20 protein-coding genes are annotated in these 22,658 nt (G+C 69.9%); 12 read left to right on the top strand and 8 right to left on the bottom strand.

Annotated elements, in window-relative coordinates:
• Positions 1 to 228 precede the first annotated feature (228 nt).
• Positions 229 to 756, top strand: a complete 528-nt coding sequence (locus BIV23_RS53400) for a MarR family winged helix-turn-helix transcriptional regulator (protein ID WP_071385713.1) — start codon at positions 229 to 231, stop codon at positions 754 to 756.
• Positions 757 to 822: 66 nt separating this feature from the next.
• On the opposite strand, the gene BIV23_RS38885 is transcribed toward BIV23_RS53400, so the two are convergent.
• The 5 genes from BIV23_RS38885 to BIV23_RS38865 all read right to left on the bottom strand — a co-directional run bounded on the left by BIV23_RS38885 (position 823) and on the right by BIV23_RS38865 (position 5,938).
• Positions 823 to 2,355 (bottom strand): FAD-dependent monooxygenase, encoded by a 1,533-nt coding sequence (locus tag BIV23_RS38885; protein WP_071385712.1) that lies wholly within the window; start codon positions 2,353 to 2,355, stop codon positions 823 to 825.
• The gene (locus BIV23_RS38880; RefSeq protein ID WP_071385711.1) at positions 2,352 to 3,920 is read right to left on the bottom strand and encodes an FAD-binding oxidoreductase; all 1,569 of its coding nucleotides are present in this window, start codon (positions 3,918 to 3,920) and stop codon (positions 2,352 to 2,354) included. The genes BIV23_RS38885 and BIV23_RS38880 overlap by 4 nt, the downstream gene beginning before the upstream one ends.
• A 36-nt stretch (positions 3,921 to 3,956) precedes the next feature.
• Positions 3,957 to 4,142, bottom strand: coding sequence for a tautomerase family protein (locus BIV23_RS38875; RefSeq protein ID WP_071385710.1), 186 nt, complete (start codon positions 4,140 to 4,142; stop codon positions 3,957 to 3,959).
• 46 nt (positions 4,143 to 4,188) lie between these two features.
• Entirely contained in the window at positions 4,189 to 5,397 is a 1,209-nt protein-coding gene (locus BIV23_RS38870) for a Cmx/CmrA family chloramphenicol efflux MFS transporter (RefSeq protein WP_071385709.1), read from the bottom strand.
• A gap of 118 nt (positions 5,398 to 5,515) precedes the next feature.
• A complete protein-coding gene (locus BIV23_RS38865; RefSeq protein WP_071385708.1) occupies positions 5,516 to 5,938 on the bottom strand; it encodes a GlcG/HbpS family heme-binding protein in 423 nt (140 codons plus the stop codon).
• A 233-nt stretch (positions 5,939 to 6,171) separates the two neighbouring features.
• Here BIV23_RS38865 and BIV23_RS38860 point away from each other — a divergent pair, with 233 nt between their 5' ends.
• From BIV23_RS38860 to BIV23_RS38830, 7 genes are all read left to right on the top strand, one after another.
• Entirely contained in the window at positions 6,172 to 6,756 is a 585-nt protein-coding gene (locus BIV23_RS38860; RefSeq protein WP_071385707.1) for a TetR/AcrR family transcriptional regulator, read from the top strand.
• A 249-nt stretch (positions 6,757 to 7,005) separates the two neighbouring features.
• Positions 7,006 to 7,797, top strand: a complete 792-nt coding sequence (locus tag BIV23_RS38855; protein ID WP_071385706.1) for a cupin domain-containing protein — start codon at positions 7,006 to 7,008, stop codon at positions 7,795 to 7,797.
• Positions 7,798 to 7,811: 14 nt separating this feature from the next.
• Positions 7,812 to 9,626: an asparagine synthase (glutamine-hydrolyzing) gene (gene asnB, locus BIV23_RS38850; RefSeq protein WP_071385705.1), complete on the top strand. Its 1,815-nt coding sequence runs from the start codon at positions 7,812 to 7,814 to the stop codon at positions 9,624 to 9,626.
• A complete protein-coding gene (locus BIV23_RS38845; RefSeq protein ID WP_218161914.1) occupies positions 9,623 to 10,672 on the top strand; it encodes a PrpF domain-containing protein in 1,050 nt (349 codons plus the stop codon). The genes asnB and BIV23_RS38845 overlap by 4 nt, the downstream gene beginning before the upstream one ends.
• Positions 10,659 to 11,783, top strand: coding sequence for an acyl-CoA dehydrogenase family protein (locus BIV23_RS38840; RefSeq protein WP_071385704.1), 1,125 nt, complete (start codon positions 10,659 to 10,661; stop codon positions 11,781 to 11,783). Before BIV23_RS38845 ends, BIV23_RS38840 begins: the two co-directional genes overlap by 14 nt.
• A complete protein-coding gene (locus BIV23_RS38835) occupies positions 11,771 to 13,186 on the top strand; it encodes a dihydroorotase (protein WP_071385703.1) in 1,416 nt (471 codons plus the stop codon). The genes BIV23_RS38840 and BIV23_RS38835 overlap by 13 nt, the downstream gene beginning before the upstream one ends.
• Positions 13,183 to 13,698, top strand: coding sequence for a flavin reductase family protein (locus tag BIV23_RS38830; RefSeq protein WP_071385702.1), 516 nt, complete (start codon positions 13,183 to 13,185; stop codon positions 13,696 to 13,698). The genes BIV23_RS38835 and BIV23_RS38830 overlap by 4 nt, the downstream gene beginning before the upstream one ends.
• Here the strand turns inward: BIV23_RS38830 and BIV23_RS38825 are convergent.
• Positions 13,682 to 14,164 (bottom strand): MarR family winged helix-turn-helix transcriptional regulator, encoded by a 483-nt coding sequence (locus BIV23_RS38825; RefSeq protein WP_071385701.1) that lies wholly within the window; start codon positions 14,162 to 14,164, stop codon positions 13,682 to 13,684. The genes BIV23_RS38830 and BIV23_RS38825 overlap by 17 nt on opposite strands.
• A gap of 52 nt (positions 14,165 to 14,216) precedes the next feature.
• Here BIV23_RS38825 and BIV23_RS38820 point away from each other — a divergent pair, with 52 nt between their 5' ends.
• From BIV23_RS38820 to BIV23_RS38805, 4 genes are all read left to right on the top strand, one after another.
• Positions 14,217 to 14,675 (top strand): luciferase domain-containing protein, encoded by a 459-nt coding sequence (locus tag BIV23_RS38820; RefSeq protein ID WP_071385700.1) that lies wholly within the window; start codon positions 14,217 to 14,219, stop codon positions 14,673 to 14,675.
• A 208-nt stretch (positions 14,676 to 14,883) separates the two neighbouring features.
• Positions 14,884 to 15,036: a hypothetical protein gene (locus BIV23_RS50870; protein WP_177240198.1), complete on the top strand. Its 153-nt coding sequence runs from the start codon at positions 14,884 to 14,886 to the stop codon at positions 15,034 to 15,036.
• Positions 15,037 to 15,154: 118 nt separating this feature from the next.
• On the top strand, positions 15,155 to 18,241 hold the full coding sequence (locus BIV23_RS47650) for a lantibiotic dehydratase (RefSeq protein WP_079173683.1): 3,087 nt from the start codon (positions 15,155 to 15,157) through the stop codon (positions 18,239 to 18,241).
• On the top strand, positions 18,238 to 19,539 hold the full coding sequence (locus BIV23_RS38805) for a lanthionine synthetase C family protein (protein ID WP_079173682.1): 1,302 nt from the start codon (positions 18,238 to 18,240) through the stop codon (positions 19,537 to 19,539). The genes BIV23_RS47650 and BIV23_RS38805 overlap by 4 nt, the downstream gene beginning before the upstream one ends.
• A 316-nt stretch (positions 19,540 to 19,855) precedes the next feature.
• Here the strand turns inward: BIV23_RS38805 and BIV23_RS38800 are convergent, their stop codons facing one another.
• Both BIV23_RS38800 and BIV23_RS38795 read right to left on the bottom strand, forming a co-directional pair.
• Positions 19,856 to 21,439 carry an amidase family protein gene (locus BIV23_RS38800; protein WP_071385696.1) on the bottom strand — a complete coding sequence of 528 codons (1,584 nt, stop codon included), beginning with the start codon at positions 21,437 to 21,439 and terminating at the stop codon, positions 19,856 to 19,858.
• Positions 21,436 to 22,656 (bottom strand): MAB_1171c family putative transporter, encoded by a 1,221-nt coding sequence (locus tag BIV23_RS38795; RefSeq protein WP_071385695.1) that lies wholly within the window; start codon positions 22,654 to 22,656, stop codon positions 21,436 to 21,438. The genes BIV23_RS38800 and BIV23_RS38795 overlap by 4 nt, the downstream gene beginning before the upstream one ends.
• Between the last annotated feature and the right edge of the window lie 2 nt (positions 22,657 to 22,658).

Raw genomic sequence — 22,658 nt, 5'->3', positions numbered from 1 at the left:
GCGTCGGCCGAGTCAGATATCGAGACGAGGTTCTCCGACGGTATGGGGCGGGGCGACTTCGTCCATGCCGTCCGAGCGAACATCGAGCACCGTCCACGATTGACCAGGAAACATCGCTCAGCCGTCGCTGAGCGCATCATGGCCGTCCATGCGCACCATGCCGGCCAGGCCGCTCACCGCCGTCCCGGACACCGGTAGACCACCAGCAGAGGACTGACGGAAACACTCATGAACACACCGGTAGACCGCTCGGGGCAGCACCGGATCCTCTCCACCACCGCATCCCCGGCCGTGCAGACCGCCGGGCCCGGCGGGATCTTCGGACGGCTGATGTCCATCACGCAAGCCCACCAGGAAGTGCTGATCAGCCTGTGTGCACAATACGGACTGCGCAGCTGCGACGTGGACGTGCTCGCCTTGCTGCGCCGGTGCGCCGAGGGCGAGGGCATGTCGCCCAGCAGACTGGCCCGCGGGGTGAACCTCACCTCCGGCGGCATCACCGCGCGCATCGACCGCCTTGAGCGGGCCGGGCTCGTGGTGCGCTGCCAGGAGCCGCGGGACCGGCGAGCCCTGCGCGTCCTGCTCACCGAGGAGGGCCGGGCCATGGCCGACCGCCTCGCGGCCGAGACCGCGCGCGTCCAGCGCGCCGCCCTCCAGTACGTACCGAACCAGCGGCTGCGCGTCCTGGACGACCTGCTCGGCGACCTGGAGCGGGGTATCCAGGCGTCCCAGGCCAGAATGGGGCGCAGGGCCTGAGACATGACCGTTCGCCGTTGCGGCACTGCGTGTGCCGCAACGGCGAACCCGTGTCCTCAGGCCTGTTCAGACCTCGACGCGGTCGCCGACGGCCCCGAACCACTCCTCCAGCGCCTCCTGGAGCCCCTGCTTCTCGGCCGTCCCGGCCCCCCGCCAGGCGATATAGCCGTCGGGGCGGCACACGAGGACATTCCAGGGCACCGGCGCGCCCATGCCCAGACGCAGCTCGGCCGAGTCGGGCTCGGGGTCGACGCGTAGCGTCGACACCCGCTCGCCCCAGCGGGCCGCCACCGGCTCCAGCGCGTCGGCGACTTCGGACCGCAGCAGGACCAGAGGACGCCCCGGCGTGAGAAGTTCGGCCACCGTCCGCACGCCCTCGGGCGTGCGCAGCGCCAGATTCGGCAGGAACCGCCCCACCGTCCGGTCCGCCGCGCCTGCGGGTGTGTACGAGACACCCTGGCCGCTGATGACGTCGGCGGCCTCGCGGTTGACGCCCGCGTGCCGGAACACGCGGGCGGTGAACTCGCGCAGATGGTCGTTCTCGGGCCCCGGCCGCATCACAGCCGCCTGGACCCGGGTGTTGGCGACGACGGCCTCGGCCACGGGCCTGCGCTCGGCGTCGTATGTGTCCAGCAGACGCGCGTCCGCGTTCCCGCGGGCGACCAGGGCCAGCTTCCAGCCGAGGTTGTAGGCGTCCTGGAGACCGGTGTTGAGGCCCTGGCCGCCGAGTGGGGCGTGCACATGCGCGGCGTCGCCCGCCAGCAGCACCCGGCCGGTGCGGTAGCGGTCGGCGACGCGCGTGAAGTCGCTGAAGCGGTCCAGATAGGCCGGGTCGTCAAGGACGGCGGGCCGGCCAAGGATGCGCGAGAGGGTGCTCTGGAGCTGCTCCAGCGTGGCGGTGGAGCCGCGCTCGGGCAGCGGCAGCCGGAAGTCGTGCGTGATGATGCGGCTGTGGCCGAGGGGGTTCACATTGGCGAGCAGCCAGCCCTCGGAGGTACGCGTCCAGCCGGGCGGCACAGCGTACGGGTCGCGCAGCCGCACCAGGCCCACGATCGCGGCGAACGTCGCCTCGTGGGTCGTACACGCGAAGCCTGCAGCACGCCGCACATCGCTGCGCGCGCCGTCGCAGCCCACCAGATAGGCGGCGGTCAGCTCGTAGGGACCCTCGGGCCCTTCGATGGTCGCCGTCACCCCGTCCGGGCCCTGCCGCAGGCCGGTGAAGCGATGGCCACGCCGGATCTCGGCGCCCAGTTCCCGGGCGCGCGTCTCGAAGGCCTGCTCCAGGGCGGCCTGCGGCTGCCCGTGAAGGGGCGGGCCCTCGGCAGTCGGCGTGGCGATCCGCAGGATCGGCTCACCGCCGAAGTGGAACGACGTCTCCTGCTCCCTGTCCAGGCTGCCGCGTTCGCGCAGCCGCAGATAGCCGCGGCGCAGCAGCGACTGGACGCTGCGCGCGTGCAGGGTGCCCGCGCGGGGCGTGTCCTGGATGTGCGGGTGGGGCTCGACGACGACGGCGTCGACGCCCCAGACGCCGAGTTCGGCGGCGAGCAGCATTCCGACGGGGCCGCCGCCCGCGATGAGCACAGGGATTCGCCGGGTCATGAAGGAAGTCCGATCGACTGGGCGTGCCGGAACCGGTCGCCCGGGTCCCACTGCGCTTTGGCCCTCTGGAGCCGTGGGTAGTTGTCCTTGAAGTAGAGCGTGGTCCACGGGACGCCCGAGACGTTGTGTCCCGGGTCGCTCAGGTCGGCGTCCGGGTAGTTGATGTACGCGCCGTCCGCGCGCGGCCCCGGCACGGGCACCCCGCCGGTGTCCGCGTACACGTCGCGGTACAGCTCCCGCACCCGTGCCACATTGGCCGCGTCATCCTCGGGGTCGGTCCAGAACGCCTGGTAGAGCAGCTTGTACGCGGAGTCCCGCTGGGCGACCGCCGTGCCGGCGGGGGCGGTGGCGGCGATCTCGCCGCCGTAGGACATGGCCACGAGCATGAGCTGCGGATTGGGCCGCTCGCCGGGGCGGACGCGGGTGAGGTGCGTGTGCACCGTGTGCAGCTGCTCCTCGGTCAGGGCGGTGCGCGCGTACGCGGACTTGTGCTTGCCGCGCAGTGTCGGGTCGTTGAGGACCGGGGTGTTGGTGCCGATGTAGCGGGCGGCGGTGAGCCACGGCAGCCGCTTGGGGCGCAGCAGTTCGGGCATCGGGCCGAACTCGCCGACCGGGCTGTGGACAGGCTGCGGCCGCACGCCCGCGGCGTCGGCGATCCGGTCGAGATAGCCGTCGAGGAGCTTCTGCGCGTCGGGCACGGTGGCGTCGACCTGCGTGAGCATGCCGACCGTGCCGTTGGCGCGATGGTTGAGCATCAGCAGGCTGCCCAGGGCGGATTCGGGGGAACCCGGGGCGATGTGCTCCTCGTGCCAGGCGCCGTACGCGCCGAGGAGCCCGGCGAAACCCTTCGGGGTCAGCCGGTCCCAGGGCAGGGCCACCGCGCTGACCAGCACCTCGGCGGGCGGCTTGGGCAGCGCGTCGACGGGGGCCGGACCCCGGGCCGTACGGCTGCGGAAGAAATAGCGCGTCACGACGCCGAGGCTGCCGCCACCCCCGCCCGTGTGCGCCCACCACAGATCGCCGAGCGCCCCGGAGTCCTCGCGGGTCGCCACCACCGCGCGGGCCCGGCCCGCGGCGTCCACGACGACGACCTCGACGCCGTAAAGGTGATCGACGACCAGGCCGAGCGAGCGGGACAGCAGGCCGTAGCCGCCGCCCGCCACATGCCCGCCCGCGCCGACCGTGGCGCACACCCCGCCCGGCACGGTCACGCCCCAGCCCAGGAAGAGGGCCTCGTAGACATCGAGCAGCCGAGCCCCGGGGCCGACCGAGAAGGCGCTGTGCTCCTCGTCGTACACGACGGTGTTCATCGCGGACATGTCGAGCAGCGCCTCGACGCCGGGGTGGAAGACGAAGTCCTCGAAGCAGTGCCCGCCGCTGCGCACCGACAGGCGGGCGTCCGCGTCCACCGCGTCCTGGACCGCCGCGACGGTCTCGGCGGTGGTGCGAGGTAGTCGGATCCGGCCGGGGGCGGCCTGCCAGCGCTGGTTGATGCCGCTGGTGAGCACCGCATAGCGGGGGTCGCCCGGCTGTACGGTCGGCGCTGCTTGTCTGCCTTGCTCCATCGTCGTCTGCTCCTCGATCGGCCGGTCCCGGTGTGCCTACAGCTCGCTCGCCAGGCGGCCGCCCTTGCCCCAGTGGTCCGTCTCGACTTCGGTGACGATGACGGTGACGGCCTCTTCGGGGCAGTTGGCGATGCGAGCGACGGAGTCGGTCAGCTCGGTGACGAGTTGGCGGCGCTGGTCGGTGGTGTTGCCCTTCCAGAGGGCGACGTTGACGACGGGCACGGGAATTCCCTTCGGCGGCTGGGGTGGTGTCAGGGACGCGACGGGGTCACCGCTGGGCGGCCGCGGAGGCGGAGACGGCCTCGGCCGGGGCGGGTGCGTCGGCGGCGCGGCGGGCGGAGGCGTCGCGGGCGGTGGAGGCCAGTGCGGTGATCAGGGCTGCGGCGGCGAATGCCACGCCGACCCAGGCAGGGGAGAGGTAGCCGTGGCCGCCGGCGATGGCCAGGCCCGCGGTCCACGGGCCCACCGCGTTGCCGATGTTGAAGGCCGAGATGTTGCCGGCGCTGGCCAGCGAGGGGGCGTCGCCCGCCTCGTTCATCACCCGCGTCTGCAGGCCCGGGTTGATGAGGAAGCTGGCGACACCGAAGGCTGCGAGGGTGACGACCATGGCCGCCTTGTTGTGCGCGGAGACCTGGAAGAGCAGCAGCATTCCGCCGAGCAGGATCATGCCGACCCACAGGGTGCGCATCAGGTTGCGGTCGGCGAACTTGCCGCCGAGCCAGCTGCCGCAGAACGTGCCGACGCCGAAGAGGGTCAGCAGGAAGGGCACGGCGCTCTCGCGGAAGCCGGTGATGTCGGTGAGCAGCGGGGTGACGTAGGTGTACGCGGCGTACAGGGCGGCTTGGCTGAGGAGAGTGGTGGCCAGCGCCAGCCACACGTTGACGCGGCGGAAGGCAGTCAGCTCGCCGCGCAGGCTCGCGCCCTGCTCGCGGGGCTGGTGCGGGATCAGGGCGATGACGCCGACGAGGCCGATGACGCCGATGGCGAAGACGGCCCAGAAGGGGGCCCGCCAGCCGAAGTGCTGGCCGAGGAACGCGCCGAGCGGGGCGCCCGCGATGGTGGCGATGGTCAGGCCGCCGAACATGATGGCGATGGCCCGGGCGCGTTTGGCCGGCTCCACCAGCGAGGCGGCGACGACGGCACCGATGCCGAAGAACGAGCCGTGTGCGACGGCGGTGATGAGGCGGGCGGCCATGAGCACGCCGTAGCTCTGCGCGGTCGCGGCGACCAGCTCACCGGCGAGGAAGATCGTCAGCAGGGTGACCAGGGTGGCCTTGCGGGGAACGCGGGAGGCCAGCACGGTGATCAGCGGGGCGCCGACGGTCACGCCGACGGCGAAGAGCGAGATGAGATGGCCCGCCTGGGGGACCGTCACATCGAAGGCGTCGGCCAGCTCGGGCAGCAGGCCCGCGATCATGAACTCGGTGGTGCCGAGGCCGAAGATGGTGAGGCCCAGGACGAACAGGGCGATGGGCATGGCGACTTCTCCCGAAGGAATGGCGCGAGGACGGGAAGGGGGCCCGGCCGGAGGCGGGGCAGGGGGCCTCTCCCCGGCAGAGGGGCGGGGAGAGGCCGGTGCGGGCGGTGGGCGAAGGTCAGCCCAGAACGGCGAGGCCCGCCTCGGCGATCTTGACGTCGTCGGTCCAGTGGCCGCCGGAGACGCCGATCGCGCCGACGACCTCGCCGTCGATCACGATGGGCAGCCCGCCGCCGAGGGCGACCAGGCGGGCGATGCCGGTGGGCGCGCCGTTGCCGACGACCTCGTCCTTCTTGAGGTTCTCCGACCACTGCTCGGTGGAGAGCTGGGAGGCGACGGCGGTGTAGGCCTTGTCCTGCGAGACCTGGAGGGTGATGAGCTTCGCGCCGTCCTGGCGCAGGAAGGCCTTCAGGTGGCCGCTCTCGTCCACGACGGAGATGCCGAAGCGCTTGTCGGTGGCGAGCGCGGCGGCGTCGGCAGCCTCGATGATCTTCTGGGCCAGCTCGCTGCTGATGGAGGCTCGGCGGACGACGTTGGGCATGGTGGCACTCCTCGGAAGGGTTGGGGGTGGTCAGGCACAGTCACAGTTCACTGACGAACTGTTCGATGTGGGAATGTACGTTATCGCGGCGTCGTCGCTCACTGTCAAGGCGTCCCTGAAGTGGACCGTGCGGTAAAGCAAGTTGGCGCGATCTCGCTGCCATGCTCCGAAATGTCCGTCAAGAAGCGGGACTTGGTTGACCGAGCGGTCCACAACGGCCTACAGTCCTCGGCATGGCGCGACCCCGAGGCTTCGACGTGGACGAGGTGCTGAGCGCCGTCATGGAGCTCTTCTGGCGCCAGGGCTACGAGGCGACCTCCGTCCAGGACCTGTGCGCCGCCACCGGCCTCGGGAAGGGCTCGCTCTACGCCGCGTTCGGCAGCAAGCAGGAGCTGTACGGTCAGGCCCTGCGGCACTATGTGAAGCTCACGACGCACGACCTGCAGGCCCAACTGCTGCGCAGCGTCCCGCTCCGGCAGGCCGTACGGGACCTGCTGCTCGACCGGATCGAACAGTCGCTCAGCGCCCCCGAGCGCCCCGGCTGCCTGCTGGTGAGCGCCGTGGTCGAGCGGGTCCCGCACGATCAGGGCGCCGCCCGCATCGCCCGGGACGCCATCGAGGCGCTCAAGGGAGCCTTCGCCACCGCGCTCCACACCGCCAGGGCGGCCGGTGAGATTTCCACCGACGCCGATGTCGACTCGCTCGCCGGGTATCTCACGGCAATGGTTCAGGCGCTGCGCGTCATGAGCATTTCCGTGCCGGATGAGAAGCAGCTCACAGCCATCGTCGACACCGCCCTCTCGGTTATTCCCGAATAATCGCTTGCAACTGCCGTCATGGCCGCTCCCGCAGTGCGGGAGCGGTCTTTTCCGTATGTGCGCCCGTCTGCTTTCGGTTCGCTCGGCCATGTTCTCGACCAGCGAAAGTTAATGGCCCCTTCACATCCGCGGAGAAATCTTAATCGCATGCGATTTCCCTTGGTGTTCGACCGGTTCTCCTCCTAGGTTTTCGAGGGCCAGCCCGACTCGAGGGCAGCTCAAGCACCGACAAGTACAAGGAGGCCCGGCGTGAGTGCCGACACCGTCAAGGGAGCGATAATCCGCCGCGAAGAATTCGCATTCTCGGCGTTCGACTGGGGCCGCGTCGCCGAGCCGGTGGGGCCGGCCATGGGCGCGCAGAAGGTCAAGCTCAACGTCGTCGAGGTCGCCCCGAACGCGGTCTGGCGGCAGGGCTGGTCCTTCGAGGAGGAGAACGTCGTCGTCGTGTTCGCCGGATCCGGCCACGGCGACATCGGCAGCGCGCGCACCGAGCTGCGCCGCACCTCCGCCCTCTACTCGCCCACCGGCCGCACGCTGGAACTCACCGCGGGCGAGCAGGGACTGACCGCCTACGTCTGGCGCTCCAAGCTCATCGGCGGCGAGCCCGCGGGCGCCTCCCCGAAGACCACCGGTGCCCTCACCGACAGCGAGACCCAGCTGCGCGGGTTCTCCGGTATCGGCGAGGCCCCCGTCGAGGGCGACGGCGCGATCATGAACTTCGTGTTCTGGCCGGGCACCGGTTCCTCGCGGCTGTGCCTGCACTGCGGCGTCCAGCAGCCGGGCCAGACCTTCAACGTGCACATTCACCCCGAGAGCGAAGAGGCTTTCATCGCCTTCGAGGGCATCGGCCAGCTCTACATGCACGACCAGTGGAACGACGTTCGCCCCGGCGACGTCCTGTACGCGCCTCCCGGCATTCCGCACGGCGCACGCAACCCGCACACGGGCCCCGGAGCCGAGCCGTTCACCACCTGCGGCGGGCCCACCCCCTTCGACCCGGCGCTCTACCACGCCGCCGGCGTCTCCCCTGACGTGAAGTGAGGTAACGCACAGCCATGTGCCGGATCTACGGACACTTCGGCGGAGAGCACTCCGCGAACCACCTGCGCGCGGTCGCGCTGCTCCAGCGGCACGGCGGCCCCGACGCGCAGTACCAGGCCGCGGGCGACGGCTGGGCGCTCGGCAACAACCGGCTGGCCATCATGGACCTCGACCACGGCGACCAGCCCTACACCCTGGGCGAGCACCTCAAGGTCGTCTTCAACGGCGAGATCTACAACCACGACGAACTCCGCACCCGCCTGCGGTCGTTCGGCTACACCTTCCACGACCACTGCGACGGCAACATCCTCCCGGCCCTCTACGACCACTACGGCGCGGGCTTCGCCGAGCACCTCGACGGCATGTTCGCCATCGCCGTCCTCGACCTGCGCCGCGATCCCACCCTCGTGCTCGCCACCGACCAGGCCGGCATGAAGCCCCTCTACTACCGCTGGGACCGGCAGCGCGGCGCGCTGTACTTCTCCTCCGAACTGCCCGCGCTGCTCTCGTTGCCGGGCATCGGCTGGGACCCCTGGCTGCCGGGCCTCGACGCCTACCTCGCCAGCAAGACGCCCTTCGGCGAGCAGACGATGGTCGACTCGGTGCAGGTCCTGCCCCGCGCCACCACCGCCCTCTTCACCGCCGCCGGCGGGCTGCGCACCGTCCGCCGCGACGACACCGCCGCCGACGAGCAGTTCAACGACCTGGAGAGCGCCGGAGCCCGGCTCCAGGAGGTGCTGCGCGAGCAGACCCGGCTGCTGGCCCTGGCCGACGTCCCGATCTCCGCGATCACCAGCGGCGGCCTCGACTCCAGCCTGGTCACCGCGCTCCTCGCGGAGACCGTGCCCGACCTCACCAGCTTCAACATCGCCTACAAGGGCGACTGGCCCTTCGACGAGCGGCACTTCGCCCGCGAGGTCGCCGAGCGCCACGGCACCCGCTACCACCAGGTCGAGGCCGACCCCGCCCGCTTCCCCGAGCTGCTGCACGATGTCGTCTGGCACCTCGGCCAGCCCAACGCCGACCCCATCTCGATCAGCACGTACCTGCTCTTCCAGGCCGTGCGCGACGCCGGCTTCAAGGTCGCGGTCACCGGCGACGCCGCCGACGAGATCTTCGGCGGGTACGGGCGCATCAAGCAGGCCCTCCTCGACGGCGAGGGCGACTGGGCCCACAACTACCTCGAAGCCCTCGCCGCGGTCCCGGGCAAGCTGCGCCAGTCGCTCTACACCGACGACTACCGCGCCTACCTGAAACAGCACGGCAGCGCGTACGAGACCCTGCGCGACACCCTCGGCAAGAAGTTCGGCGACACCGGCGACCGGCTGGCGGCCATCACCTCCTTCGAGGTCGACGAGCGGCTGCCCGCCTATCACCTGCGCCGCGTCGACCACCTGAGCATGGCCAGCTCCGTGGAGGTCCGGCTGCCGTTCTGCCAGAGCGCCGTCACCCGGCTCGCCCTCGGCCTGCGCGAGGAGTTCCGAGTCCGCGGCCAGGAGGGCAAGCGCGCCCTGTACCAGGCGGCCCGCGGACTGCTGCCCGACTCCGTCCTCAACCGGCCCAAGCAGCCCTTCACGCTGCCCATCACCGCGATGCTGCGGCCCGGCGAGGCGCTGCTGGAGCACGCCCGGGAGACCCTGTCGCCGGCCGCGCTGCGCGCCGGGGGACAGCTCGACGCCGCGGCCGTGCAGAACCTCATCAGCAGCCAGATCGAGCGACCCAGCGACATCAGCGCGCTGGCCATCTGGTCGCTGATGGTCCACCAGATCTGGCGGGAGCAGCTCGGCGCCGTGCGCACCACCGCGCTCCCGATAGGGGAGGCAGCGTGATACAGGCCCATATCGCCTACGCAAAGGGCAGTCCCAGCCCCACCCTGGCCCTGCCCGCCGAGGCCCTGCCCGAACGCGAGGAGGAGCTGGAGCCCGCGCTGCGCGAGGCCGTGGGCCACCTCGCCGAGCACGGCGGCGGCCTGGAGAAGATCACCAAGATCGCGCTCATCGCGCCCTCCAGGCACCCCCTGTTCGATATCGACTACCGCTTTGTGCAGGTCATGCCGGGGCCCGAGCCGCGCTTCGACTTCCACGGCAGCTGCGGCCACTCGGTGCTCTCCTCGGTGATGGTCGCCGGCCGCCTCGGCTGGGTGCACCGCCTTGCCCCCGACCACCGGGTGCGGGTCAACGTCCTCAACAACGGCGACCACGTGGTGTGCGAGGTCGACGACTGCGAACGCGACCGCGCCACCTTCACCGCCCACTTCATGCACCACCCCGCCGTGTGCCTGGACACCTTCACCTACGGCGGCGCGCCCACCACCTCGCTCGTCTACGAGGACGGCAGCATCACCGCGAGCTGCGTGTCGGTGAGCAATCCCTACGTCTTCGTCAACGCCGCCGACCTCGGCGTGCGCGACGCCGACCAGCTCTTCACCGACGACCCGGCCCTCTTCGGGACGCTCCAGCAGATCCGCAGCGCCGCCGCCGACGTCTACGGGCTGCCCCGCGGCGGCGCCTTCCCGAAGATCGCGGCCCTGCTGCCCGACGGCGACGGCACCATCGCCGCCCGCGCCATCTCCGTGCCCACCTGGCACCCCACCATCGCCCTCACCGGGGCGGTCTGTCTCGGCGCGGCGAGCAAGATGGTCGGCACCGTCCCCTACGAGCTGGCCGGCAGCGCCGCCGTCCCCGGCGCCCCACTCACCATCCGCACCGCCGGCGGCACCACCGCCGTGCGCGCCGCGGTCACCGGGAACACCCCCGCGGACACCCTCGCCTGGGTGAGCGTCGCGCAGAAGTCCGTGGAGTTCACCGGCTCGCTCACCCTTGAACGGCTCCAGCCGTACGCGCAGAAGGAGGCGCTCCCCTATGCCCACCGCTGAACTCAGCGACGCCCCGGCGACCGGCCGCGGGACCCTGCTCGCCGCACTCGCCGAGCACGCGGCGGCGGCCGACCGGGAGGGCAGGCCGTCCCCCGAGGTGCTGGCGGCCGTCCGCGCCTCGGACGTCACCGGCCTGGTGGCGCCGCCCCACCTCGGCGGGGCCGGGGCCGGGCAGCTGGCGGTCAACCGGCGCATCGCCGAGATCGCCCGCCACGACCCGTCCACGGCCATCATCGTCTTCCAGCACCTGGCCGTCTCCAGCCGCATCGTCGAGTGGGGCACCGCCGAGCAGCAGCGCGACCTGCTGCCCAGGCTCGCCTCCGGCGAGTGGCTCGCCGCCTCCGCCTGGAGCGAGTCGGGCGCGGGCGCCGCCAAGCGCAACCTCGCCACCATCGCCGAGGAACTGCCCGACGGCAGCTGGTCGATCAGCGGCGGCAAGGCCTTCACCACCGGCGCGGGCCTCGCCGACGTCTACCTCGTGCTCGCCCAGACCACCCAGGTCGAGGACGACGGCGAGGTCTACGGCTCCACCGGCCAGAGCTTCTTCCTCATCCCCGCCGACACCCCCGGCATCACCCCGGACACCAGCCTCGACCTGGTCGGCATGCGTGCCTCGGCGACCGGCTTCATCGAACTGGACAACTGCGTGGTACCCGCCGGCGCCATGCTGGGCCCGCGCGACGGCGCCAACCGCGTCATCGCCGGCGTCCGGCAGTCCGGCGCGACGCTGGGCGCGGTCGCCGTCGGCATCGCCGAGGCCGCCTGGGACCACGCCTTCGAGGCCGCCCGCAAGCGCGGCCTCCTCGACCAGCAGGGCCTGCGCTTCCGCCTCACCGAGGTCCGCACCCGCATCGAGGCCGCGCGCGCCCTCGTCGAGCGGGCCGGGCGGTGCGACGCCCCCGACCCCGGCGCGGTCACCCTCCACAGCAAGATCTTCGCCGGTGAGGTCGCCGAGGAGGTCGTGCAAACCCTCGCCCGGCTGCTCGGCAGCGCCGGCTATGTGATCTCCAACCCCATCAACCGCATGGCCCGCGACGCCCGCGCCGTGGCGCTCATGGGACCGACGAACGACCTCGCAAGGGAGCTGGTGAGCACCCCGTGGACCCTGTGAACCACACCCCGGCCTACGACCTCCTGGTGCGCGGCGGGCGGCTCGTCGACGGCCGCCAGGTCACCCACGCCGACCTCGCCGTACTCGACGGGCGCATCGCCGCCGTCCTGGATCCCGGCACGCGCGCCGAGGCCCGCGAGACGGTCGACGCCCGCGGCCTGTACGTCCTGCCCGGCCTCATCGACTCCCATGTGCACTTCCGCACCCCGGGCCTCACCGGCAAGGAGGAGTGGGCCAACGGGTCGCGGGCGGCGGTCGCGGGCGCCGTCACCACCGTCATCGACATGCCCAACACCCGCCCGGCCACCTTCACCCCCGCCGACGCGCACGCCAAGCATGCGCTGATCGAGGGCAACAGCCTGGTCGACTACCGCTTCCACGCGGGAGTCAACCCGGACGACGTCTCGCTCCTCGAGGACTTCACCCCGCGCGAGGCGACCTCCGCCAAGGCCTTCCTCACCGGCCACCACACCGCCCCGCACGTGCTGCGCGACCCCGCCCGGCTCGACGGCCTCTTCCGGCTCGCCGCCGCCAAGAATCTGCGGCTGCTCTTCCACGCCGAGGACGACGACGTCTTCGCGCTCCTCGACCAGTGGCAGGGCGAACCCCCGTCGTACCGGTCGTACGAGGCCCACCGGCCGCGCAGCGGCGGCATCGTCGCCGTCGCCAAACTCATCGAACTCGCCCGCAGGCACGGCACCGACGTGCACGTGCTGCACGTGTCCAGCAAAGAGGAGGCCGACCTGCTCGCCGCGGCGGGCGCGGCCGGGATTCCCATCACCTTCGAGGTCACAGGACACCACCTCTCCTTCACCACCGACGACACGCTGCGGCTGGGCCCGCGGATCCGGCTCAGCCCCGCCATCCGGGAGCAGGCGGACCAGGACCGGCTGTGGCAGGCCGTCATCCGCGGCGAGGTCGCCTGCGTCGGCAGCGACCACGCCCCGCACGCCCTCACCGACAAGGCGCTGCCCGCTCCCGACGCCCCGCCCGGTCTGCCCGGGGTACAGGAACTCTTCCCCGCTCTGCTCACCGGGCTGCGCCGACGGCTCCCCGGCGGCGACGCCGAGCAGGCCCTGAAGATCGCCGTGCGGGTCATGGCGGAGGGCCCGGCCCGCCTCTTCGGCCTCGAGGGCCGCAAGGGCGCCCTGACCGAGGGCCACGACGCCGACCTCGCCCTCGTCTCCGCCGACACCAACTGGTGGCTGCGCGCCGACGAGGCGCAGGCCAAGGTCGGCTGGTCCGCCTACGAGGGCTGGACCTTCACCGGCCGGGTGGAGCAGACCCTGCGGCGGGGCCGCAGCGTCTACGCCCGCCGCGCGGACGGCACCGCCGTCTTCGGCCGTCCCGACGGCCGCTGGCTCGAGGCGCACACGCCCGTCCTGGCGGGAGTCGACCGATGAACCGGGGATCCCTGCTCGCTGCGTCCGACGATCTGGAAGCACATTTCAAGGACGCGATGGCCGCGCTGGCCGGCGGCGTATGCGTGGTGACCACCACCGGGCCCGACGGCGTGCCGTACGGCTTCGCCGCCACGTCCGTCACGTCCGTTTCGCTGGACCCGCCGATGATGCTGGTCTGCCAGGCCAAGTCCTCGCGCTCGTACGAGTTGTTCGCCGGGGCCGGGCCGGTCGCGGTCAACATGCTGGCGGCCGGGCAGCGGCCGGTGGCCGAACGGTTCGCGGCACCCGTCGACGACAAGTTCACCGACGCCGGCTTCGAGTACGCCGACGGCCTGGCCCCGGTGCTGCCGGGCGCGCTGGCCTCTGTCCAGTGCCGACGCGTGCGCACGATCGACGCGGGCGACCACAGCGTCCTGCTGCTCCATGTCCGCGCCGTACGCACCGCGCCCGGCGAGCCGCTGATCTACCACGGCAGGCGCTACGAGCGCCTGGAACTCACGCATCGTGGCTGACGAGCGCCGTGTCGAGCTTGCCGAGGAGCGCGGACAGCTGGCTCGACTCCTCCTCGGAGAGCCCGCGGCCGAGCACCTCGCGCTCGGTCTGTCTCCGGGCCGCGATGACCTGGTCGACGAGCTCTCGGCCCTTGTCGGTGAGCCGGACGATCACGATGCGCCGGTTCTCCGGGCTCAGCCGGCGCTCGACCAGACCGGCCTTCTCCAGCCGGTTGACGCGGTTGGTCATGGTGCTGTTCGAGACGAGCAGCCGGTCGGCGATGGTCCCCGGGCACATCTCGTGGGCCGGCGACTGGGTGCGCAGCGTGGTGAGCACGTCGAACTCCCAGGCCTGCAGCCCGAAGCGCGAGCACGTGCGGCCGAAGCGCAGCTCGGCCTGGCGTGAGACGTGCAGCAGCCGGTCGATGACCGGCAGGGCGACAGTCCCTTCCACCAGTGCCGCAGCGTTCGAGAGCTTCTCCTCCATGCTCCGAGCCTAGCCGAGAACTGTTCGATGTCGTAATGATGAAAGGAAAGCTATGTCCCTCCTGAACCTTCCCGACCGTCCCGGCCCGGCCCCCCGCACCCGTGGCCCGGTGCCCCACGGGCAACTGGACCAGATCGCCCCCACGCCGCTTCAGGAGGAACTCTGGCAGCGCATGCGGTCGCTCAGCGGCGTCTACCTCGCCCCTACTCATGTGCCCTACCCCGAGGCCCGCGCCATCCACCTGGCCCCGGAGTTCGGCACCGGACCCGACGACGCCTTCATCCGGCACAGCCGTGAGTTCGCCCACCAGCACCCGCCGCAGGACGGCAGCGTGCACCTCACCCTGCCCCCGGCGGCCAAGAAGCACGTCACCGACCTGGGCTGGGGGATCCCGCACCCCATACAGAACACCCTGCTGCTCTTCGGTCCGCGCGACCGGGACGAAATCGAGGTGGCCTGGCAGATTCTGCTCGCCTCGTACGCCTACGCCCGCGGCCGCGCCCACGAGTGAGCGCGCGTACGCACGCCGCCCGGCTGCAGGTGCCGCAGGCGCGGCGGAGAACGGTGACAGCCATACGGAATGCGCGATCACCTCCGGCGTGAACGAAAACCTCCGGATATTCCGAGCGCATTTCGATTCGAAATGCGTGAAGTCGGATCGCGAGCGGCGAACCGGCCCAGAATTCGGTTCGCTAAGCCAGAACAAAGGAGAGGAAACCATGCACCAGAATGAGCCCGACGTGACGACCGTGGACACCAGCCAGTTCGACCTGGACATTCGGACGGAGGTCTACCCGAAGATCGACGAGGCCGCTGCCCAGAAGACTCCGGGCATCACCGGCCCGTGCTCGCCGACCGTTTTCGGCTGCTAGGAGCGCTGGAAGAGTCTGGCTCCGCACGGAGCCCCGAGGGTCGGGGACAGCAGATTCCCCGACCCTCTTGGGGGCGAGGTGCGAATTATCGGCAGAGTCGCAAAAAGGTACTGGATCGATGCAGACTGAAAAATCAATTCCGACGACAACTCGGTACGTTGCGACATCCACGGCGATGGTTCGCACCCCGCTCCTGTCCGTCCGGTCCTACTCCGCAGCCTTTGCTCCGCAGACCGAGACGACGAAAGGGTTGCGTACCGCATTTGAGGACCCGGCGTTCAGGGAGGCGGTGTGGCTTGCCAGCCCGTCCCTCGCGCAGGATGCGGAGGAGTTCTTTCGGAAACCCGGCACGTTTTCGGTAAAACAGCATCGGCGTATCGTGACGGCGTTGGCCCGCTATGTGGTGCGATCGACCACACGCCCCACACCGTTCGGCATGTTCAGCGGAGTCGCCCCCGCCGGCTGGGGTCCAGAACTCGACATCAGGCTGGGCAGCCCCGCGGAACACCACCGCGCGGTTCGACTGGACTGCGGCGAAGTACTCGAACTCGTCCATGACCTGGAGCGTGACCCTGACGCGCAGTCGGACCTCCGGGTGTACCGGAATTCTGCTCTGCTGCCGCTGGGAGAGCGAGTCCATCTCATGCACGGCGATGCTCGCAGGGACCAGGACGGCGGAAAGCGAGTCTCGATCCGCTGCACCGAGCCCGTCAAGAAGGTTCTGACATGGACCCGGGAAGAAATTCAGTTCTCAGTTCTTCGTGACAGATTGGCAAGGACCTACCCGAATATCACCGAGAACGCTCTGACAGGTTTTCTCGCCAGGCTTCTTGAGAATAATATTCTGTTGAGCAAGCTACGGCCTCCCATGGACAGTCGCGACCCACTGTCACACCTGCTCGCGGAAGCTCCGGAGACCCGAACTCCCGCAGTTCGACGGGGTCAGGACCTGGCAGAGTCCATCGGCGCGTATGCGAACCAGAAGGTGGGGGACGGAATCGTTGAACTGCGGTCGCTGTTGGGTCGGCTGGATGCCACGGGGCCCGGTCGGTCCCAAAATCATCTTCAGGCGGACATGCGAATATCGCTCTCCGGGACGCTGCCCGCGGAGTTGACAGCGGAAGCGGAATCCGCACTGGACTGCTTGTTCCGGCTCAGTCCCGTGCCGGCCCGCTCCCCTGCGCTCAAGGCGTATGCCAGCGAGTTTGTCAGCCGGTACGGTGAGCGAGAGGTTCCACTTCTCGAAGTGCTCGACGAACAAGTCGGGATCGGCCCTCCGGCCGAGTACCGCAGCCCACCGTCGAGGCGAAATTGGCCGGTTACCCAGCACGTGGCGAAGCGACGGGACACGTTGCTCCACAAACTCGTCGGATCAGCCCTGAAGGACGGCGATCACGAGGTGGAAATAGTCCCCGAACACCTCCTTGACCTTGGTCTTCCGGAGGGAGAGGCGCCGCCGTCGGCGGACATCCTTCTCATGCTCGCCGCACAACCGGACGGAGAATGGCAGGCCGTCCTCGGCCCCGGGGGCGGGGCAGTCCTCCCTGGCGGCCGATCTTTCGGGCGTTTCGCCCATCTTGACCGACGATTCACCGATCATGTCGTGGAACTGGCCTCTCACGAGCGGGCGGCCAACCCGGACATCGTATTCGCCGACATCGGTTACGTGCATCCCGACGGGCACGCAAACAATGTGGCCCTGGCGCCTCGGGTCCACGACTACGAGATTGCGGTGTCGACAACGGCGAGTGGTCCCCGTGATCGGCATATCGAACTTGCCGACCTGATGGTCGGCGTTGCGGCGGGACGGCTGTATCTGCGTTCGCGAAGACTTGGGCGACGCATTGTGGTACGGGCGGCACACATGCTGACGCCTGCTTATTCTCCCAATCCGATCCGGTTTGTGCTCGAGGTCTGCGAGGACGGCTATCGGCGCCCTGTCTGGGACTGGGGAGAAATGGGCAAAATGCCGTTCCTGCCGCGGATCCGCAGAGGGCGCATCGTGCTGGCACCGGCACGCTGGCGCATTCCCGAAAGCATCGGCAGAGAATCCGGCTCCCGTACGGAGCTGGACCGTTGGCGCAGTGAATGGAACGTTCCCCGCCATGTCTACACCGGAATGCTCGACAACCGGCTGCTGCTCGACCTCGATCATCCACTGCATGCGGAACTGCTCCGGCACCAGATGAGTCAGGGAGCGACCGCGGTGGAGGAGGCACTACCTGGGATCGAGCATGCCGCGGCCCGCGATGCGGACGGGGACGGATACCTTCTCGAGGCGGTCGTTTCGCTGCGTGCGCTCGATCCGGAGCCCGTTCCCCACCCCCGAAAGCGCACCAGTGTCGACGTTGGCCGCCAGGAGCGCTTGACCCTTCCGGGACAGGGTTGGTGGTTCTTCAAACTCTATGGCTCACCCGACTTCTATCAGGACACTCTCACCACCCTGCGCGACGTACTGGCCGGCCAGGAATGGTTTTTCGTCCGCTATGCCGATCCGTTGCCGCATCTCCGACTGCGGGTCCGCGGCAACAGCGCACTTCCGGAGGGTGTGCTGGATGCGTGCACCCAGCTGGTGGGCAGCGGTTCCGTGGACCGGTTCGAGATAACCGGCTACGACCGTGAAATCGAACGTTACGGAGGAGTCGCCGGCATGGCGCTGTGCGAGCGGGTGTTCTGTGCGGAGAGCCCGGAGGCCGTGAATCTCCTCAACGCGACCCCGGAGCTGCTCAACACCGTGCCGGACGCCGATCGGTATGACATCGCGACCTTCAGTATCGATGTGCTGCTGAAGTCTCTGGGGCTCAGCACCGACAGTCGCAACAGCGTCTACAACACCATGCAGCGGTCCTACGCACACGAGTTTTCAGACGATCCGTCAGTCTCGCGAAAGACGCTCAACCGGGAACTTCATCTGCGTCGGCCGCTGTTGCGAGCGATATTGGCCGGCAGGCATGCCGCACTGCGTCAGGGATCCCCCCTTGATTCCTGGCGGCTGCGGCTGTGCACCGCGCTCACTCCTCTCGGCCAGGAGCTGAACGACCTTGACCGGGCAGGCGGTTTGACGTCCACAGTCGAGGAAATCGCCACCAGCCTCGTTCACATGCATGCGAATCGACTGGGACTCGACCGCAAAGAAGAATACCGTGTCGTGCACCGCCTACATCACGTGACCAAGGATCTCAGTATTCAGGGAACAGTCCGATGACATTGCCTGATGAACTCAGGGCGGCAGCCGCACGGATCGGGCGGTCGGTGTTCCTCCGGATACGCGATCCAGAACAGCTGACAGACATTGAGCAACCACGTCCGATGGTGGGTGTTCCGGCGCTGCAATGGTCGGCCCTCGACACCGCCTTTGGTGACGTCGGTTTGGCCGTGGCATTCGGATATATGCTCCGTGTCGAGCCGGACTCTGGCTGGGATGAAGCTGCCCATTCTTATATCGCCCGGTCCGCGGCTGCCCTGGAGACCTCCCCCCACATAGGACTGGGCCTGTATCGCGGGATTTCCGGACTGGCGTTTGCCATGCGCTATCTCTCGCTTCGCGGACAGCGCTACGCGCGGGCGCTGGGCCGTGTCGACTCCCTTTTGGTCGATCAATCGACCGCCACCCTCGACCGCCTTCCCGATGCGGGCTGCACAGCGTCGGACCAGTACGACCTGATCTCGGGTGTGGTGGGCGTCGGTGCCTATCTGTCAACCATGACGGACGCCCCCTCCGCAGTCCCCCTGCTGCACCGCCTGCTGGGCCGCCTCGTCGCCTGGAGCGGCCGATCGGCTCCCGACGGCTTTTGGACTTCGGCTGCACCGCTGCCCGAACCCGGCCGGCCACCGAAGGACAGTCCAGTCAGATGCCTGGATCTGGGAGTCGCGCACGGAATCTCCGGCGTGCTTGCCCTGCTGGCCGTCTGCGCCCGCCATGGTGTCGACGTGCGGGGAATGCACGGCGCGGCCGACAGGCTCGTCACCGCCGTACGCCACGGTTTGACAGACACCCCGTGGGGACCGGACGTCGCCTACCGGCGCCACGACTCCCACCCGCACCACGAAACGAGCACGCCGAGCCGGGTCGCCTGGTGTTACGGCAATCTCGGAGTCGCTCGTTCTCTTCAACTGGCCGGTCTTGCCTTCTCCGAACCCGCATGGGGGCAACTCGCACACCAGCTCATGAGATCGGCGATCCGTCGGCCGCCGGACGTCACGCGAATCTCGGCCCCGACGTTCTGTCATGGCCAGGCTGGCGTCCTCCATCTGCTGACGAGATTTCAGGACGATCTGCCGTTTCATGACCCACTGCTGACCGAATACGCTGAATCCTGCCTCCGATCGGTGTTGGGCCAGTACGGTCCGCAGAAAAAATTCGGCTTCAGCGACTTTCATCCGCTCACCGGCCCCGTGGACAATCCCGGACTGCTCGAAGGCGCAGCCGGCGTCGCACTCGTGCTCGCCTCCCTTGCCGGAGACGTCCCGCCCGACTGGGAACGGCTCTTCCTCATCGGGTGAACCGATCTGGCCCGGGAGGGCGTCGCCGTGAGCAATGGTCAGGAACCCTGCTCGTCCCGGGCGGCCGGACTCGGATACTCCGGCGTCTCCACTCCGGTCCGGGCCCAGACCAGCGAGTTCCGGCCGCCGTCGGCATTGCGGGCCAGGTGGGTCAGCACGCGCGTTCACGGCCCGCCACCGCTCACCGCTCCCGCGCGGACTCCACGAGTCTGACGACCATGGTCAGGGCGGCGGCGCCGGCCGACCGGCTTCCCGGGCTCACGGACGTTCCGGACCGACCCGGCCCGGAACTCCGCGAAGCGAGCCGCAGATTCGGCTACGCCGAGAACACGGACGGCTGAGCCGGCTCGGGGAGCCGCTGTGCGAGCTGCTCGGCAGCATGGAGAACGGTGCGGTCGGCGAGGTAGGGGCCGATGATCTGGACGGCGAGCGGGAGCCCGTCGCCGGTCGTGCCGGCGGGCAGGACGAGGGCCGGCAGTCCGACCGGGCTGGCCAGGTTGAGCCAGCTGGTCTGGTCGAAGAACGGGCGCTTCGTGCCGTCCACCGTGATGTACCGCTGCGGCAGGGGAGTGCTGCTCTGGTCGGGGACGGCGGCAGTCGGCGTGGCGGGGGTGATCAGGATGTCGTGGTCCGTGAAGTAGGCGTCCCAGGCGCCGCGCAGCTTCTGCCGTGCTTCGTCGGCTACGCACCAGTCGCGGTGACGCATGGTGCGGGATCGGAGGAAGAACCCGCTGGGGTCGTCGGCGGTGATCTTCTCGGCAGCCGCGACGTCGGCTGCGAACGCGGTGTCGGTGGCGGTGGCCGAGGCGGTGGCGTACATGAGGCGCTGGAACAGCTTGTCGCTCTCGGCGAAGTCGACAGGCTTGGTGGAGTCGTCGACAGTGGCACCCAGTCCCCTGACGAGCTCGGCGACCTGGGCGAGGAGTGCGCGGCTGTCGGCGTCGATGCGGCAGTACGCGTCGTCCGCCCAGATGCCGACCCGGTAGTCGCCCAGCTCGGTCTTGGCCGGGGCCGGCAGGTCGATCTTCCATCCGCCGCGGTCGGCGGGGGCGGGCGCGGCGATGACGTCCAGGAGGAGACCGAGGTCCTCGACGCTCCGGGCGATCGGGCCGAGCGTGATCATGTCGCTGCTGGTGGCCCAGCCGGGCAGGCGGGGGATGTGACCGCGGGTGGGCACGATCGGGCTGGCTCCGCGCGAGGTCCGCAGCGCGTAGACACCGCAGTACGCGGCCGGCAGGCGCAGCGAGCCGGCGAGGTCGGAGCCTACCTCCAGGCTGGTGAAGCCCGCGGCGACCGCGGCGGCAGGGCCGCCGGAGGAGCCGCCGGCGGTCTTCTCGGAGTCGAAGGGGTTCAGGGTCCTGCCGAAGATCGGGTTCGACGTCTGGATGTCCTGGCACATGGTCGGGACGTTGGTGTGGCCGATGATGACGGCGCCGGCGGCGCGCAGGAGGGCGACCGCGTCGGCGTCGCTGTCGGGGACATGGCCCGAGAGGCTGGGCGACCCGCATGTGGTGCGCATCCCCTCGACCTCGAGGGCGTCCTTCACCGTCATCGGCAGGCCGTGGAGCGGGCCGAGCACGTCCCCGGTCTCGGCGAGGTGCCGGTCGGCCTTGTCGGCGGCCGCTCGGGCACCTTCCAGGTCGAGCGTGATGACGGCGTTCAGCTCGGGGTTCGCCCGCTCGATGTGTTCCAGGTGCTGTTCCAGCAGGTCACGACTTGTGATCTTGCCCTCGCGCAGGGCGGTGAGCTGGTCGCCGGCGGACGCGAGGCGCAGCGGGGCAGCGCGGCGCCGGCTCGTGCCGGTGTGGGGCCCCGCACTGGCGGAGGCGCTCAGGGCGGTGACGGCGGTGACGGTGGCGAGGGCAGGCGTGGTGGCGAGCACGGTGCGGCGGAGGATCACGAATGGGCTCCTGATGCGGTGCTGGGGAGATCGGTGGTGGGTGTCGCTGGGTCGGGCGGAGTGAAGAAGCGGGCGACGCGTTCGAGGTGAAGCTGTTCGTCCTCGGCTGTCGGCAGGGGCAGGTGGGCGTCCACGTACTCGACCGGCGCCTCGACGGGGGCGTCCGTGTGGAAACGGGTGAGGGCCGCATGGATCTGGTCGGCGGTCACGGCCGCGACCAGGTCGGCGCCGGTCAGCCCTTCGGTCGCGCGCCGTGCCTCGGACTCGGTGCGCACAGCGGGGTCGAGGTAGCGACGCAGCAGCTTCTGGCCGTGGCGGATCTCCGTGCGGCGTCGCAGAAGGGGGAAGTGCGCGCTGCGGCCGTGAAGGATGGAACCGCGCTGCGGGTCCGGTCGGAGCAGGGTGATTCCGGGGTGTGCATGGGCCAGGGCGGCCCACAGAGGCCGCAGGCGCCGGTAGCCGACGTGCGCGGATGCCCAGTTCCTGCCGTCTTCCACGCGGCGGACGAGTGTGGGGAGGAAGTAGCCGATCTGGGTGAGGGTGGCCCCCACATCGCCGCAGATCCACGCGTAGGGGTCGAGACCCTTGACGCTGAATCCGAAGACCGCGCCGAGGACGGCCCCGATGCGGATGGCGCTGTAGCCGAGGGTGATGGCCGCGCCGACGGCGACGAGGCGCAGGCCGACGGCGATCGACCGGTTGGCGGTCGCGTGGGCGTACTTCCAGCACGACCGGGCGAGGTAGATCTGGGCCGGCGTGTAGGCGCCGATGTAGAGCCACAGGTACGCCTGGAAGTACGGATTGCCTGCGTAGTAGAGCGAGAAATCGAAGGGCCGCTCCACGGCGGGGGCCAGGAGCGCGAAGAGCGAGGCCATGCCCGCGATGACGCAGCCGGCCGTGATGAGCAGCTGGCGGCCGCGGCGCCGGGCCGCGTCGAGGGGCCTGGACCAGTAGGCCAGGACCGTGGCCTGGAGGGCGAAGACGAGGACGACGCAGCTCTGGGCCAGCGGCACAGCGATGTTCGGTACGCCGAGGATGCCGTCGATGCGCACCCACACCCAGGTGAGTGCGATGAAGTAGCTGAGCGCGGAGAACCCGAACGTGAAGGCGAGGACCACGAGGGCGGGGTCGCGTCTCCGCTTGCCCAGGTCGCGGAGCAGGAGGAGGAACCCTGTGCCGGCGATCGCAAGACACAGGGGGTGGAGTATGTCTTTCACGG

This window comes from Streptomyces monashensis, assembly GCF_001866665.1.
In the GTDB taxonomy this organism is placed as follows: Bacteria; Actinomycetota; Actinomycetes; order Streptomycetales; family Streptomycetaceae; genus Streptomyces; species Streptomyces monashensis.
The sequence above is the reverse complement of the archived record's forward strand: the minus strand, read 5'-3'. Positions and strand labels throughout refer to the sequence as shown.

What these genes read in the sequence shown, in the direction of transcription:
- BIV23_RS38820 (WP_071385700.1), top strand. Translation starts at nt 14,217, where the DNA reads ATGTCCCTCCTGAACCTTCCCGACCGTCCCGGCCCGGCCCCCCGCACC.
- BIV23_RS38825 (WP_071385701.1), bottom strand. Translation starts at nt 14,164, where the DNA reads ATGGAGGAGAAGCTCTCGAACGCTGCGGCACTGGTGGAAGGGACTGTC.
- asnB (WP_071385705.1), top strand. Translation starts at nt 7,812, where the DNA reads ATGTGCCGGATCTACGGACACTTCGGCGGAGAGCACTCCGCGAACCAC.
- BIV23_RS38805 (WP_079173682.1), top strand. Translation starts at nt 18,238, where the DNA reads ATGACATTGCCTGATGAACTCAGGGCGGCAGCCGCACGGATCGGGCGG.
- BIV23_RS53400 (WP_071385713.1), top strand. Translation starts at nt 229, where the DNA reads ATGAACACACCGGTAGACCGCTCGGGGCAGCACCGGATCCTCTCCACC.
- BIV23_RS38880 (WP_071385711.1), bottom strand. Translation starts at nt 3,920, where the DNA reads ATGGAGCAAGGCAGACAAGCAGCGCCGACCGTACAGCCGGGCGACCCC.
- BIV23_RS38870 (WP_071385709.1), bottom strand. Translation starts at nt 5,397, where the DNA reads ATGCCCATCGCCCTGTTCGTCCTGGGCCTCACCATCTTCGGCCTCGGC.
- BIV23_RS47650 (WP_079173683.1), top strand. Translation starts at nt 15,155, where the DNA reads ATGCAGACTGAAAAATCAATTCCGACGACAACTCGGTACGTTGCGACA.
- BIV23_RS38830 (WP_071385702.1), top strand. Translation starts at nt 13,183, where the DNA reads ATGAACCGGGGATCCCTGCTCGCTGCGTCCGACGATCTGGAAGCACAT.
- BIV23_RS38840 (WP_071385704.1), top strand. Translation starts at nt 10,659, where the DNA reads ATGCCCACCGCTGAACTCAGCGACGCCCCGGCGACCGGCCGCGGGACC.
- BIV23_RS50870 (WP_177240198.1), top strand. Translation starts at nt 14,884, where the DNA reads ATGCACCAGAATGAGCCCGACGTGACGACCGTGGACACCAGCCAGTTC.
- BIV23_RS38865 (WP_071385708.1), bottom strand. Translation starts at nt 5,938, where the DNA reads ATGCCCAACGTCGTCCGCCGAGCCTCCATCAGCAGCGAGCTGGCCCAG.
- BIV23_RS38885 (WP_071385712.1), bottom strand. Translation starts at nt 2,355, where the DNA reads ATGACCCGGCGAATCCCTGTGCTCATCGCGGGCGGCGGCCCCGTCGGA.
- BIV23_RS38860 (WP_071385707.1), top strand. Translation starts at nt 6,172, where the DNA reads ATGGCGCGACCCCGAGGCTTCGACGTGGACGAGGTGCTGAGCGCCGTC.